At 65.3% G+C, this 14,112-nt stretch carries 12 protein-coding genes and 2 tRNA genes; 4 read left to right on the top strand and 10 right to left on the bottom strand.

Going from position 1 to position 14,112, the window contains the following annotated elements:
- The first annotated feature begins 14 nt into the window (after positions 1-14).
- Together WJU17_RS01650 and WJU17_RS01645 are read left to right on the top strand one after the other, a co-directional pair.
- Positions 15-1,190, top strand: coding sequence for a VWA domain-containing protein (locus WJU17_RS01650; RefSeq protein WP_346325607.1), 1,176 nt, complete (start codon positions 15-17; stop codon positions 1,188-1,190).
- A gap of 33 nt (positions 1,191-1,223) precedes the next feature.
- The gene (locus WJU17_RS01645) at positions 1,224-2,693 is read left to right on the top strand and encodes a redoxin domain-containing protein (RefSeq protein ID WP_346325606.1); all 1,470 of its coding nucleotides are present in this window, start codon (positions 1,224-1,226) and stop codon (positions 2,691-2,693) included.
- 5 nt (positions 2,694-2,698) lie between these two features.
- On the opposite strand, the gene WJU17_RS01640 is transcribed toward WJU17_RS01645, so the two are convergent.
- Positions 2,699-3,385 (bottom strand): NnrU family protein, encoded by a 687-nt coding sequence (locus WJU17_RS01640; protein WP_346325605.1) that lies wholly within the window; start codon positions 3,383-3,385, stop codon positions 2,699-2,701.
- 167 nt (positions 3,386-3,552) lie between these two features.
- On the opposite strand from WJU17_RS01640, the gene WJU17_RS01635 reads away from it, so the two are divergent.
- Complete coding sequence (locus WJU17_RS01635) at positions 3,553-6,495, top strand: hypothetical protein (RefSeq protein ID WP_346325604.1); 2,943 nt, start codon at positions 3,553-3,555, stop codon at positions 6,493-6,495.
- A gap of 6 nt (positions 6,496-6,501) precedes the next feature.
- Here WJU17_RS01635 and WJU17_RS01630 read toward each other — a convergent pair whose 3' ends face one another.
- On the bottom strand, positions 6,502-7,809 hold the full coding sequence (locus WJU17_RS01630) for a hemolysin family protein (RefSeq protein WP_346325603.1): 1,308 nt from the start codon (positions 7,807-7,809) through the stop codon (positions 6,502-6,504).
- Between the two features lie 218 nt (positions 7,810-8,027).
- On the opposite strand from WJU17_RS01630, the gene WJU17_RS01625 reads away from it, so the two are divergent.
- Complete coding sequence (locus tag WJU17_RS01625) at positions 8,028-8,645, top strand: ABC transporter substrate-binding protein (protein WP_346325602.1); 618 nt, start codon at positions 8,028-8,030, stop codon at positions 8,643-8,645.
- Positions 8,646-8,647: 2 nt separating this feature from the next.
- On the opposite strand, the gene WJU17_RS01620 is transcribed toward WJU17_RS01625, so the two are convergent.
- From WJU17_RS01620 to WJU17_RS01585, 8 genes are all read right to left on the bottom strand, one after another.
- Positions 8,648-9,331 carry a Fe2+-dependent dioxygenase gene (locus WJU17_RS01620; RefSeq protein ID WP_346325601.1) on the bottom strand — a complete coding sequence of 228 codons (684 nt, stop codon included), beginning with the start codon at positions 9,329-9,331 and terminating at the stop codon, positions 8,648-8,650.
- Between the two features lie 87 nt (positions 9,332-9,418).
- Positions 9,419-11,629: a TonB-dependent siderophore receptor gene (locus WJU17_RS01615; RefSeq protein ID WP_346325600.1), complete on the bottom strand. Its 2,211-nt coding sequence runs from the start codon at positions 11,627-11,629 to the stop codon at positions 9,419-9,421.
- Positions 11,630-11,842: 213 nt separating this feature from the next.
- On the bottom strand, positions 11,843-12,376 hold the full coding sequence (locus WJU17_RS01610) for an ACT domain-containing protein (RefSeq protein WP_346325599.1): 534 nt from the start codon (positions 12,374-12,376) through the stop codon (positions 11,843-11,845).
- 19 nt (positions 12,377-12,395) lie between these two features.
- Positions 12,396-12,472 (bottom strand) — tRNA-Arg (locus WJU17_RS01605).
- Between the two features lie 8 nt (positions 12,473-12,480).
- Positions 12,481-12,795: an ETC complex I subunit gene (locus WJU17_RS01600; RefSeq protein ID WP_346325598.1), complete on the bottom strand. Its 315-nt coding sequence runs from the start codon at positions 12,793-12,795 to the stop codon at positions 12,481-12,483.
- 23 nt (positions 12,796-12,818) lie between these two features.
- Positions 12,819-12,895 (bottom strand) — tRNA-Pro (locus WJU17_RS01595).
- A gap of 41 nt (positions 12,896-12,936) precedes the next feature.
- Positions 12,937-13,476 carry a DUF192 domain-containing protein gene (locus tag WJU17_RS01590; RefSeq protein WP_346325597.1) on the bottom strand — a complete coding sequence of 180 codons (540 nt, stop codon included), beginning with the start codon at positions 13,474-13,476 and terminating at the stop codon, positions 12,937-12,939.
- Complete coding sequence (locus WJU17_RS01585; protein ID WP_346325596.1) at positions 13,473-13,961, bottom strand: RecX family transcriptional regulator; 489 nt, start codon at positions 13,959-13,961, stop codon at positions 13,473-13,475. The genes WJU17_RS01590 and WJU17_RS01585 overlap by 4 nt, the downstream gene beginning before the upstream one ends.
- Positions 13,962-14,112 lie beyond the last annotated feature (151 nt).

Raw genomic sequence — 14,112 nt, 5'->3', positions numbered from 1 at the left:
CGAGGGAAGAAAAGATGTTCACGAACTTCTTCTACGAGCTGAAGGAAGCGAAGATTCCCGTGACGTTGCGGGAATATCTCACGCTGCTGGAAGCGCTGGACAAGGGCGTCGCCGACTACAAGGTCGAGGACTTCTATTACCTGTCCCGCTCGTGCCTGGTGAAGGACGAGAAGAACCTGGACAAGTTCGACCGGGTTTTCGGCAAGTGCTTCGAGGGCATCGAGTTCACCGGCGACGCCGAGAAGATCGATATCCCCGAGGACTGGCTCAAGCAGCTGGTCGAGAAGTTCTTCACCGACGAGGAGAAGGCCGCGCTCGAGGCCATGGACTGGGACGAGCTCATGGAAACCCTCAAGAAGCGTATGGAAGAGCAGAAGGCGCGGCACGAGGGCGGCAACAAGTGGATCGGCACGTCCGGCACCTCGCCCTATGGCGCCTATGGCTACAATCCGGCGGGCGTGCGCATCGGCCAGAAGGAAAGCCGCAACCAGAAGGCGGTCAAGGTCTGGGACAAGCGCGAGTTCAAGAACCTCGATGATTCCGTCGAACTCGGCACCCGCAACATCAAGGTGGCGCTGCGCCGCCTGCGCCGCTGGGCGCGCGAGGGCAACGCCGAGGAACTGGATCTGCCGGACACCGTCCGCGCCACCGCCAAGAACGCCGGCTTCCTCGACATCAAGATGGTGCCCGAGCGTCACAACAACGTGAAGGTGCTGCTGTTCTTCGACGTCGGCGGCTCCATGGACCCGCATATCCGGATCTGCCAGGAGCTGTTCTCGGCCGCGCGGACCGAGTTCAAGAACATGGAGTATTTCTACTTCCACAACTGCGTCTACGAGGAAGTCTGGCAGGACAATGTCCGGCGCCGCGCCGACAAGCTCAACACCTTCCAGGTGCTGCACACCTACCCGCACGACTACAAGGTGATCTTCGTCGGCGACGCGACCATGAGCCCTTACGAGATCGTCCATCCGGGCGGCTCGGTGGAGCACTGGAACGAGGAGGCCGGCGAGGTCTGGATGCACCGCGTGCTGAACGTGTATCCGAAGGCCGTCTGGCTCAACCCAGTGCCGGAAGGCTATTGGGAAACCTCGCCGTCGATCCGGCTGATGAAGCAGATCATGGGGCACCGCATGTTCCCCATGACCCTAGACGGCCTGGAGCGGGCCATGAAGGAACTCAGCCGCTAGGGTTGGGTTTCCCGTCCGGCAAGGAGCGACCACATGGTGAAGGGTTCAGTGCGGGCGCCGGAGATCGACCGGCCCGGCCTGCAATGGTTCAATGTCCAACGGCCGCTGTCGCTGAAGGATCTGCAGGGCAAGATCGTCCTGCTGGATTTCTGGACCTTCTGCTGCATCAACTGCATTCACCTGCTGCCGACGCTGGCGATCCTTGAGGAAGCCTTTCCCGAGGAAATCGTCGTCATCGGTGTCCACTCGCCCAAATTCGACGCCGAGAAGGACACCGACGCGCTGCGCCACGCCATCGCCCGGTACGGCATCACCCATCCGGTCATCCAGGACACCGAACACGAACTCTGGCAGCAATATGCCATTCGGGCATGGCCGACCCTGACCTTCATCGCGCCGGACGGCACCGTGATCGGCCAGACATCGGGCGAGCCGTCGCCCGAGAAGCTGCTGCGCTTCGTCGCCGACCTGCTGCAGGCGGCCGCCGACGGCGAACAGCTTGTCCCTTCGCCGCTGCCGCTGGTCCCCTACACGGCCGCCACCGGCACCTTCGCGTTCCCGGGCAAGCTGCGGCGCATCCCCGGCACGGCGCTGTGGGCGCTCGCGGACGCGGGGCATCACCAGATTGCCCTCCTCGACGAGGACGGCGCCGTGGTGCGCCGCCTCGGCTCCGGCGAGCAGGGTTTCGACGACGGCACGGCCGAGGATGCGAGCTTCAACCGGCCGCAGGGACTGGCATGCGCCGAGGGGGCCATCTATGTGGCCGATACCGGCAATCACGCCATTCGGCGGATCGATCTGCAATCCGGCGTCGTCACGACCTTCGCGGGTACGGGCAAACGCGGCCCGATCCTGACCGACGTGCAGGCTATCAACACCGTGGCACTCGCGTCTCCATGGGACCTGGCCGTAGCCGGCGAGGCAATCTATTTTGCCAATGCCGGGACGCATCAGATTGGCGTCATTGATCTTTTCGCCGAAACCGTGTTCGCCATCGCCGGCAGCGGGCATGAAAATCTGGTCGACGGACCGGCGCTCGACGCCGCCCTCGCCCAGCCGAGCGGCCTCGCCCTCAGCCCCGATCACAGCACCCTCTATTTCGCCGACAGCGAAACCTCCTCGATCCGCGCCCTGGGACTGCGCGAGCCGCGTATGGTCTCCACCCTGGTCGGCACCGGCCTGTTCGAGTTCGGCCACGAGAACGGTCCCTTCGCCGAGGCGCGCCTGCAGCATGCGCTCGGCGTCGACCTGCTGGAGGATGGCAGCCTGATCGTCGCCGACAGCTACAATGGTGCCCTGCGCGTGCTGGACCTTGCCTCGGGCGTGGCCGGCGACCTGGACGACGGCGATTACAACTGCACCGACCCCGTCTGCATTCCCGCCGCCGAACCGGCGGGCGTCACGGTGGCCGAGGACGGCCGCATCTTCCTGGTGGACACCAACAACCACCGGGTGCTCGTGTATCATCCCGAAAGCCGAACCTACCGCACCTGGGCGGCCTGACGGGCCTACCCCAGCAGCGGCACGCCGAACAGCCAGCCATGGGCGACGAGCACCGCCGCATAGACGGCTGCCGCGAGCGCCATCCGCCACCAGCCAATCTCCCCGAGGCGGAAGCTGTTGCGGCCCTGGATGATGGCGAGAAACGGCGTTCGTGACGTCCGGGCGGCAAAGACCGCCCAGCCATCCGGATCGGACTGCGCCCGCTTGCGATCGATGTTCGGCATGCCGATCAGGGCCACGAGCAGGAAGGTGCCGAAGAAGATCACCGACGCCACGTCGCCATTGGCGAGCAGGTGTGCGCCAGCCCACAGGGCCACGCCCACGAGAAAGGGATGGCGGGTGACGCGCACGATCCCCGTTACGGGATCGCCCTGCCTCAGCAGGCCTTCCTGCTGGACCGACGTGGGGTTCTTCGTCGTGACGCCGATGACCGCGAACAGCAGCGCCAGCAGCATGACCGGCATCAGGGCGTGGACGATATTAGGCAATATCCACAATATGTTGGAGCCGGTTTCCGAGATGACGTTGTAACTCATCGCCATCCAGACCACGGCCGCGAGGGAGACAATGCTGAACCCGGCCCTGTAGCCGCCCTCACCGACGGCGCGGATGAGCCGTGTGCGCAGGCCGGTGCCGGAGATTAGCGAGTGAATGAGCAGAAACAACGCGCAGGCGGCGATCAGGCTGGTCATGCATCTCTCCCCGACAGGCAGACGGATTAGGATACCCCAGCCGCATCGAGCTCACAACGTATCGCGGGAAAATCCGCTGACTCACGGATTTCATTGGTGTTCTCCGGTTGATTCCCGCCCCGGCTTAAGCGAGAGTTGATCCACATTCCAGAACCGGGAGAGCCGTGATGGCGCAGGTCGAGATCGACGTGGCGAACGTCCGGACCATCCAGGGCGAGTTGACCACCATCGCGGGCCGCGCGCCCGTCGACCGCGAGCCGCCCCGGGAAGAATCCGCGCGCAACCTGCTGATTGTCGCCAGCGCGCTGTCGCTGCTCTGGGCCAGCCTGTGCGGCCTCTACATGTTCTTCATGCATGACGCCGCGCTGCTGACCTCGGTTTCGGCGGAACAGGCCGTGCTCTACACCATGGCGACGGTGCTGCCGCTGCTCGCGATCTGGCTGATCAGCATCAACCTGCTGCAGGCCCGCGCGCTCCGCCATACCAGCCGGATGATCAATGACAGCCTGCTGGCCATGACCTATCCCTCCGATGAGGCGCAGGAGCGCGTCGCCTGGGTGGTGCGGAACCTGAAGGCCCAGGCCGCCGATCTGGCCCACGCCACCGACATCGCCCGCGAGCGGGCAGAGGCCATGGAACGCGTGCTGCGCCGACAGACCGACGCGCTGCTGGAGGCCTCGGAGGCCGTCGAGAAAGGCGGTGGCGACGCCGGCGCCCTGCTCGGCCAGCAAGCGACCGTCCTGGATCAGGCCATGGAAACGCTGAGGCAGCGGGCCAGCGCCATCGAGGCGACCGTGGCCATGGCCGCCGACAATCTCTCCCGCGTCTCGGCCCAGTCGCTGGAAAACACGCGGTCGGCGCAGGCCGCGCTCGCCAACCGGTCGGAAGATCTGCTGACGGCAGCCGAACGCGCGGCCAAGCGCACGGAAAGCATCAGCGAAACCTACATCGCCATCGTCGCTCGCTTGGACCAAGCGACGGCCTCGGCGGCCCGCCAGATCGAGGACATCAACAACGGCTACGCGGCGCAAGCGCAGGCCATGGTGGCGGCCGGCGACACGCTCGCGGCGAAGATGCGCGACATCACGGAGCTGGCACGGCGCGAGGTCAAGGCGATCGAGGACTCCGGCGAACGCAGCCGCGAGCGCGCCGAGAAGATGGAACAGACCGTCGCCGCCCACGGCAAGCGGTTGAACGGCATCGCCGAGGAAACCCGGCAGTGGATCAACCAGACGGCGGATCACTTCGCGTTGCAGGCCCAGTTCATGAAGGAGCTGTCCCACGAAGCCCTCGACGGTCTGAACAACGGGATCGGCGACGCCGTCAGCCGGGTGGACGAGGCGGGCAAGCGCTTCTCGATCCTGACCGACGCGCTGGAGAACAAATCGGGCGAAACCGCCGAGCGCATGGACGAGGCCGGCCTGCGGCTGCGCCAGAACGCCGAGACGGTGACGGCGGCATGGCAGAACGCCGCCGCCGCGGCCGCCGAACAGGCGCGGCAGTCGACCATCGCGTTCCGCGCGCGCGCCGCCGAACTGGAGCGCACCGCCGCCGCCGCCGCCGAGGGCATCAGCGCGGCATCGGCCGCCATGCGGAAGAATCTCGGCACGGACACCGACACCGCCATGCGCGCCGCGGAAACCGCGCTCGCGCGCACCGAGGCGCTGCGCGCCGCGCTGCGCCAGGCCGCCGGAGAGGTGGACTCGGCCGGCACCCAGACCGCCAAGACGCTCGACGTGGCTGGATCCCAGCTGGCGGGACAGGCGCACCGGCTTGAAAACACGGCGCAAAACGCGGCCTTGCGCACCGAGGCGCTCAGCACCCTGTTCGCCACCGAATCCCACCGCCTTTCGTCGGCGATCAACCAGACCGAAACCGATATCGCCGCTCTGGGCGGCAATGTGGACAAGGCCGCCGCCATGCTGCGGGCGCTTGCCGACGACATGATCGAACGCTCCCGAACCCTCGACGAGACGGTGGCGGGCCGCGCGCAGTCGCTGACGCAGACCATGGACCGAGCGGCGCAGGACGCCCGGCAGATCGAGGCGTTGCTGGAACAGGCGGCCAGCGGGTTGTCGCATTCCTCGGAAACCGCCCGGGACCGTCTGCGCGACGCCGGCATGGATGTGCTGCGCCAGATCCAGGATCTGCGCACGGCCTCCAGCGAAGGCATACACAGCCTCACGACGGCCTCGGCGACGGTTGCGCGGGACACCCTCTCGCTGACCGAGGCGAGCGACAGCGCGGTCCAGCGGATCGACAAGCTGCGCGAGGCGCTCCACGAGCATGACGCCGAAGCCCGGCGCGCCAGCAATCGTGCCTTCGAGCGGGTCATGAGTGTCGGGGAAATCCTGGAAACAGTCGGCCAGAAACTCAACGCCACCGCCGAAGACGCCGTGCAGCGCATGGACCGCTCGGCCGAGGACCTTGCCACGCGCGCGGCGGGCATCCAGAACACTGTCGACACGGTGACGTCGGCTGTCGCGGATGCGGGACAAAGCCTTGAGGCCAACAGTGCCCGTCTGGCCGCCTATGCCGCCGAAACGGAAAGCTTCCAGCAGCGTGCCGAACTTCTGGTCGCCGGCGCGCGCGAGTTGGCGGCGGCGGCCAGCGCGGCCGACGCGATCTCGGAACGCAGCGACGAGGCCTTCAAGGCCCGCACCGACCGTCTCGTCGCCATGGCGGAAGGCCTGGCGCATCGCCTCGCGGCGCTCGAGGCTCTCGAGCGGCAGGCCACGGGCAGCGCCTTTGCCCGCACGGCCAACAATGTGATCGAGTCCCTGGGCTCGATCGCCATCGATCTGGACCGGGTTCTGGAAGCCGAAATTCCTCAGAAGGTATGGCAGCAGTATCGAGGCGGCGACACCCAGGCATTCGCGCGGCACATCGTGAAGCTTGGCGGGTCGGACTGGTCGGAGAAGATCGCCCAGCGCTACCGCGGTCATCCGGAGTTTCGTGACTACGTCACGCGGTATCTCGGGCATTTCGAGGGCTTGCTGCGCCAGGCCATGGAGAATGAACGCACCGACGCGCTCGCGGCCTCACTCCTCTCATCGGACATGGGCAAGCTCTACGTCCTGCTGGCCAAGGCGATCAACCGGCTGAACTGAGGCGGCTCAGTCGATGCTCGGTTCCTCGACCGTCTGAGGCTCGACCATCAGCTTGTCGATGCGCAGACCATCCATGTCGATCACCTCGAAGCGGTGCTTTTCGTAGATCACGTACTCGCCTGATTTGGGCAGGTGTCCAAGCTGGTTGAGCATGAACCCGGCCATGGTGTGAAAGCCGCCCTTGCCGCGCAGGCGCCGGATGCCGGTCCGATCCTCGAACTCGTCGACAGGCATGGCGCCGTCGACCAGCCATGACCCATCCTCGCGCGCGACGAGCATGGGCGAGGATGTGTCGCCGCGCTCGGGAAGCTCGCCCGCGATGGCTTCCAGCACGTCCGTCACCGTGACGATGCCTTCCAGGCTGGAATATTCGTCGATCACCACGCCCATGTGCACGCCTTCGCGCTGGAAGCGCTCAAGCAGCAGCAACACGGGAGTCCGGTCCGGCACCATCAGGGGCGGGGTGACGAACTGGGCCAGGTCGAGCTCGGCGCCCCTCAGCGCCAGCGGCAACAGATCCTTGGTATGCAGAAACCCGACCGGATTATCGACCGTGCCGTCACACACCAGCAGCCGGGAATGGGAGTTGGTTTCGACGGCGTGCAGGATCGCGGCCGCGTCCGCCTTGATGTCGATCCACGCGACGTCGATGCGCGGAGTCAGGATCGCCATTACCGAACGGTCGGCCAAGCGAAGGACGCCCTCGATCATCTGCTTTTCCTGCGGCGCGAAAATGCCTTCGCGCGTGCCCTCGTCGATCATGGACTTGACCTCGTCCTCGGTGATCGCCGATTGGCGGATCTGGGATTGCCCCAGAATGCGCAGGACGAAGTCGGTGGATTCCTTGAGCAGCCAGACCGCCGGCGCCGCGACCTTGGCCACGAACTGCATGGGCCTTGCGACGATGACAGCGATCCGTTCCGGATTGGCCATGGCGACGCGCTTGGGGACCAACTCGCCCGCGACCAGAGTCAGATAGGTGATCGACGCCACGACCAGGATCATCGCCACGGTATCGCCGTGGGGCTGGAGAAAGACAAACCGGTCGAATTCGTCGCCCAGCCGGTCGGCGAGCGTGGCGCCGCTGACCGCGCCCGCGAGAATGCCGACGAGCGTGATGCCGATCTGGACGCTGGAAAGGAACCGGCTGGGCTCCTCGATCAGCTTCAAGGCCGCGCGGGCGCCCTTGTTCCCTCGCTTGGCCAGTTCCTTGAGACGCGCGGGCCGCGAGGACACCACGGCCAATTCGGACATGGACAGCACGCCGTTGATGATGGTGAGGGCAACAACGAAGAGAAGTTCGAAGTAGAGCATTGGCCGGTGACGGCTCCGTTCCCATGACACGCGTGCGAACCAACAGATGTACCGGATATTCGTTCTGAAAGCGACATGCTCGCGGGCCTTTGCCGGAGGCGACCGGGCGGAACTTGTCGCGCGGAATGGCGTTGGCCACTTCTCGATGGACAGTGCCTGCGCCGGCTCTAACTGTTATCAGTGACCCCACGAGCCCGACACTGCGGAGAACCAAGAAGATGAAGACACTCAGAGGCCTGCTGCTGATTCTGGTGGCTGCTTTCGCCCTGCCCTCCCTGCCCGCCGCCGCACAGTCGGCCGCGGCCGGAACCATGGTCCAAAAGCTGGCAGACGACACGGTATCGCTCCTCCAGTCGCAGACCAGGGGCGCCGACCGGGACCAGCGTTTCCGCCAGATGATGAGCGAAGGCTTCGATGTGGGCTTCCTGGGACGTCAGGCGCTGGGCCGCAACTGGCGCACGGCGACCGAAGCCGAACGCAAGGCGTATGAGGAAATCTTCGACGACTACATGCTGCGGACCATCACCTCGCGGCTCGCCCGTTTCGAGCAGGAGACGTTGAAGGTCACGGGTCAGCGCAAGGGACCCAAGGAAGACACCATCGTCGATTCTCAGATCCTGGGTCGCGGCGAGCCCATCGCCATGGAATGGCTGGTCCGCCCCATGGATAATGGCCTCAAGATCATCGACGTGAAGATCGAGGGTATCAGCATGCTGATCACCACCCGCGAAGAGTTTGGCGGGATCGTGCAGCAGAAGGGTATGCAGGGCCTGCTGGATGCGATGACGTCCAAGATCGACGTGATGAAGGCGCAGTCGGCAGCAGCCTCTAACTAGTCTCAGATCTCCGCCCACATCCTGAGCAGGTTGTGGTAATTGGCGGTCAGCGAAACCACGGTGGGATGAGACTGACCAATCTCGCTGGACAACTGCTGGATGTTGCTGTCCAGCTCGAACAGCAGCCGTCGCTGATCATCGGAACGGATCAGGCTCTGCGTCCAGAAGAACGAGGCCCAGCGGCTTCCCCGGGTGATTTCCTTCACCCGGTGGAGGCTGGTTGACGGATAGATCACCGCGTCGCCAGCCGCCAGCTTGATTTCCTGGGTGCCGAACGTGTCCTGGATGACCAGTTCGCCACCGTCATAGGTCTCTGGGTCCGTCAGAAACAGCGTGGTCGATACATCGGTGCGGATGCGCATGGAGGCGTTGGCCACGAAACGTAGCGCGCTGTCCACGTGATCGTCGAACCGCATGCCCGCGTCGTATCGGTTGAATAACGGCGGTACCAGTCGCAGCGGCAGCGCCGCGGAATTGAACAGCGCATTCCGCCCCATGGCCCTCAGCACGAGATCCGCCAGCTGCCGTGCTTCCGGCGCGGCTTCAGGGACCTGAAGGTTATGCTTGGCGCGCGCCGCCTGCTGCCCGGCGGTGATACGGCCGTCGACCCATTCCGTCGCCGAAAGCACGGACACCACATGGGCGACCTCTTCGGCCGTGAGGACCCCGGGAATTCTCAGCAGCATGGCAATCCCTTCCAGCAGGAAGGGACGAGCCTTCGGCCCGTCCCCTTTCCCCCCTCACTTAACCTTCAAGAATGACGCCGGACAACGTCAGAAGTTGACGGCCGCCGTCACCAGGAATGTGCGCTTGGGGGCAGGCATGACACGGCTGCCCCAGATCGCGGAGTAATTGACGCGATTGAACAGGTTGTTCGCATTGAGCGAGACCGTAAACTTGCCGAAATCATAGCTCACGAGCGCATCCACGCTGACAAAGGGCCTGGCCGAAGCCGTCTCGGTGGTGTTGGCGAACACCCGACTCCGATAGGTCAGGCCACCGCCGAGGGTCAGGTCGGGCAATGGCTTGTAGGTCGTCCACAGCGACGCCGCGTGCTTGGGCGTGTTCTGGAGACGCGAGCCGATCGCAGCCGGGGTCGTCGAGTCCGTCGTCTTGGCGTCCAGATAGGTGTAGCCGCCATAGACCGACCAGTCCTGCGTCACCTGGCCCGACAGGCTCAGCTCGAAGCCCTGAACCTTCTGCGCGTCGCCGGAGATCACTTCCGTCCCGGTGGAGTCGGTGGTCAGCGCGTTATCCTTCTTGATGCTGAAGGCACTGATGCCGACACCAAGAGCATCCTGCAGGAAGCTGAACTTCGCGCCCACTTCGAAGCTCTCCGACTTCTCGGGCGGGAAGATGCTGTTGGTCACCGAAATCGGCGTCGGCGCGGCGGCGACCACGGTGGAAATCGGCCGCTCGGACTGGGCCCAGGTGAAATACACCGTGATATCCTCGCTCGGCTCCCAGATCGCGCTGGCGGTCGGACTGAACAGATTGTCGCTGCGGTTGACCGTGACCGCGGTGCCCGACACGTCGACCGACGTCGAGCGAATCTTGTAGTTTTCCCAGCGCATTCCGGCCTGGATCGAGAACTGCGGCGTGAACCACATGCGCTCGTTCAGGAAAAAGCCCACGGTTTCGGCCGTCGTATCGCGCAGGGCATTGGTCGTCGCCGTGGCGTTGGCGAGCGTCGGGTACGCGATCGAATAGGTCGGCGTGTGATCCGGATCGAGCAGCGAGGTCGCCGGACGCGCCGGCGTATACACCTTGTTGAGGCGCTCGGTGGTCTCGTGCTGATAATCGATGCCGCCAAGCAGCCGGTGCTTGAGGGCGCCGGTCTCGAAATCCGCCACCGCCGTGGAGAGATTCTGGAAGCCTTTCGTCGTCAGCTCGAACGCCGGACCGCCGCGGCCCGACAACGGCACCGTCAGCGGATCATTGTCGAGGAACGCCGGCACGCAGGTCGCCGCCGGACAATTTGCCGCCGTCGCGGCGAAGTCACGGGTGTATCGGCCGTAGCGCGTATCATTGGTGAGGGTCAGCCAGTCGCCGACCTGATGCTTGAAGCGAGCGGTCACCACATCGATCACGGTGTCGTCCCGGTCCAGCGTCGTACCGTAGAAATTCCGGCGGTTGACGCCCTGGTCCGTGACCGGCGTCCCGTTGACGATCGGCACGCCGTAATCGGGCACGCGGTCATCTTCCTGGTGGATATAGGAAACCGTGAAGGTCGTGTCGGTACCGAGCCCGACACCGACCGAGGGCGCGATCGCCCAGCGCTCCGATTCCACGAGGTCGCGGCCCGCCACCTCGGAATTGGTGTACATGCCGTTAAGCCGCACGCCAACGGTTTCGCCGATGGGCATATTCACGTCGGCCGTGCCTCGCCAGTGCGGGCCGGTCCCGCCGGCGACCGTGGCGCCATAGGACTCGATGAGGTTCGGAACCTTGGTCGTCGCCTCGATCGCGCCGCCGACGGTGCCCCGCCCGTATGCGGACGAGGACGGCCCCTGAAGCACGGAAACCTGTTCATAGTTGAACGCGTCGCGCGTGTAGTTACCGAAGTCGCGCAGGCCATCCGTGAACACGTCGCTGCGTGCGTCGAAACCGCGAATGCGCAGATTGTCGCCGCTGACCTGGCCATTCTCGCCGATCATCATGGTGATCCCCGGCGCGTTGCGCAGCACTTCCTCCAGTGTCGTCGCCGCCTGCTGCCGGATCAGTTCCTGCGGAATGACCTTCACGCCTTGGGGAATATCCTGAACTTCTTCGGGAATGCGCGAGATCCCCGTGGTCGCGCGGTTGGTATTCTGTGTTGCCTCCGCCTCGCCGCCGACCCGGACCGGACCGAGCACCTGGGCTCCGGACGTCTGCGCGGCGTCCTGCGCCAGCGCCGGCATCGCGGCGACCGTGAACCCGAACGCCGCCGCGGCGATCGCGTAATGGGATACAAGACCCCGCCCCTGGTTGAGACACTTCCTCATTTTGTTGCCTTTCTTGGCGTGCGTGGTGGTTGTTACCATCCGGCCGGGAAGCCATTCGAGGCCATAGATGCGACTGCGAATGACTCCTATTTGCGGATCGCACCATGCAAGCAGCCAAAGCGGCTGTCAAGATAAATGAGAACGATTTGCAATAGCATGCGGAGCCGCCTGAACCCGGCGGTTCCGCTCGCGATCAGGAGCTGGGAAAACGGGTCAGACGGTCTGCCAGCGGCAGACGCAGGAAAGCTGCTGCGCCGTATTGTCGATGGCGGCCAGACACGCGTCGACGCGCGCCGGAATATTCACCTCGAAGCGGGTCACATAGTCGGTACGACCACCGCTGCCCGGCAGACGGGTCGAGTTCATCCGCACGATGTTGCCGTCGTAGTCCTGGAACGCCTCGGTCAGGCGCGCGATCAGGCCGGGACGGTCGCCGCCGACCACATCAATGACATGGGTGATGCGCGCGTTCTCGGCCGGCGCGGCGGCATGGGCGAACGGCACGACGGCGACCTCGGCCTCGCCGAGCTGCTCGAGCGTCCGCAGCTCGCCCGCGATCTCGTCCAGCGACGTGCCGAGCGCCACCTCGCAGACCGCGTTGAATTCGAACCCGGTGCCGAGAACGGCGAAATTGGTATCCGCCAGATCGGCGCCCAGCTCATAGAGGCGCGCGGTGACGGCCGAGATCAGGCCGACCCTGTCGGGACCGGTGATCGATACATAGGCGAGTTGGCTGCCCGTACTCATCGCGCTCCCCTTGCGATTGTGGCGACCCCGGCGTGACTCGAACACGCAACATCCTGCTTAGAAGGCAGGTGCTCTATCCAGTTGAGCTACGGGGCCATTGCCGGTCAGGCCGAGCGGGTCGTCCTGGCGAACTTGAAATTGTCGGAATAGGCCTTGATGCGCAGCTTGCGGGCATGCGGCTCCTGGACTTCATACCCCAGCCCGTGCTTTTCGGCATAGGCCACGGCCTCTTCCAGGGTATCGAAGCTCAGTTTCACCTGGCGGCGCGTGTCGTCGGAACTGGTGTAGCCCATCAGGTCATCGATGCGCTTGGCGCGCTGGGCCTCATAGACCAGAAGCCACTTGCGGGTGTTCGCCCAGCCGGACTGCATGGCGTTCTTGGCCGGCTTGTAGATGCGCGCCTGGATGCGTGACTGCATGTGCTCGTCCTGCGTGTTTTCGATGGTCGGGGCGGCCGGATTCGAACCGACGACATCCTGCTCCCAAAGCAGGCACTCTACCAGACTGAGCTACGCCCCGAAAACGTCAAGGCGTGGAGATACACGACCTGCGCATCCACCTCAAGGGCGAGGCGCTGACGGCGGGGCCGGCCTGCTGAAAAGATCATGCCTCAGCCGGTCGCCGACGGCGATGCCGAGCCGCGCGCTGGCGCCGCCATTGATCTCGAGTACGGCGCGGGCCGGGCGCTCGGAAGGGATCGGCGCCAGCGAGAACGGTTCCGTCTCCCGCGTGATCTGCAGAATGGTCCCGTCATCGCCGATGAACAGCAGGTCGAGCGGGATATAGGTGTTCTTCATCCAGAACGAGACTCGGGCCAGCTCGGGGAAAATGAACAGCATGCCTTCCCGCTCCGGCATCTCGGTCCGGAACATCAGCCCGGTCTGGCGGGCGGCGTCGGTGTCCGCGACCTGCACGCTGAGCGCGACATCGCCCTTCGCCGCCGTCTCCACCATCAGCGATGACAGGGGCAGCGACTGCGGCACGCCCGCGGGTCCGTCCTGTCCCGACGCGGCGCCGGACCAGAGCCCAATGGCCACGATCAGCAGGGCGCCGAGAACGCGCGCCCGTGACGATGCATGCATGACCAGGGTGGAATTCATCGGATCTCCTCTTCGTCCGGCGCCATGTCGAGAATGCGCCGCGCCATCTGGAAGGAAAAGCCCGCCCGGGCGAACGCCGCCAGATCCTTCTGCCGCCGCTCCGGCGCCGCCGGCGAACGCGCATAGGGTCCGACCCGCTTGCGGCGGGCGAACGCAAGCGCGGCGTCCAGATCCACATCATTCGTCTGCTCGGCCAGCCCCTCGACCGCGTCCGCCGCCGCTTCCGGCGGCAGGCCCGCCGCGACGAGCGTGGCCTGGATACGGCGTGACGGGCGCCCGCGCCGCAGCAGCGAACGCGCCCGTCCCTGCGCGAACGCCGCATCGTCCAGCAAGCCCAGAGCCGTGAAGCGCTCCGCCAGCCGGTCCACCCAGCGGCGCGCCTCGGCCTCGCTGATGCTCTCGGGCAGGCCGCGCCGTTCGATCTTGCGCCACATCACCGCCTTGAAATTGGCGATGCTGGACGCGAAGCGCGACAGGTAGTGCACCGCCGCCCTGTCGAGCCACGCTTCGCTGGCCGGACGCGGCGCGGGACGCTCGCGAGGCCCCTTCTCGCGCGCCGCGCGCTTCTTAGACTCTTGCCTTTCCAGCGGATTCCCCTTAAGTACCGGCGCCCAATCCGTCGCTATGCTTCGACTA

It is taken from the genome of Iodidimonas sp. SYSU 1G8 (genome assembly GCF_039655775.1).
Lineage (GTDB): Bacteria > Pseudomonadota > Alphaproteobacteria > SMXS01 > SMXS01 > RI-34.
This window is presented reverse-complemented; position numbering and strand designations above follow the sequence as displayed.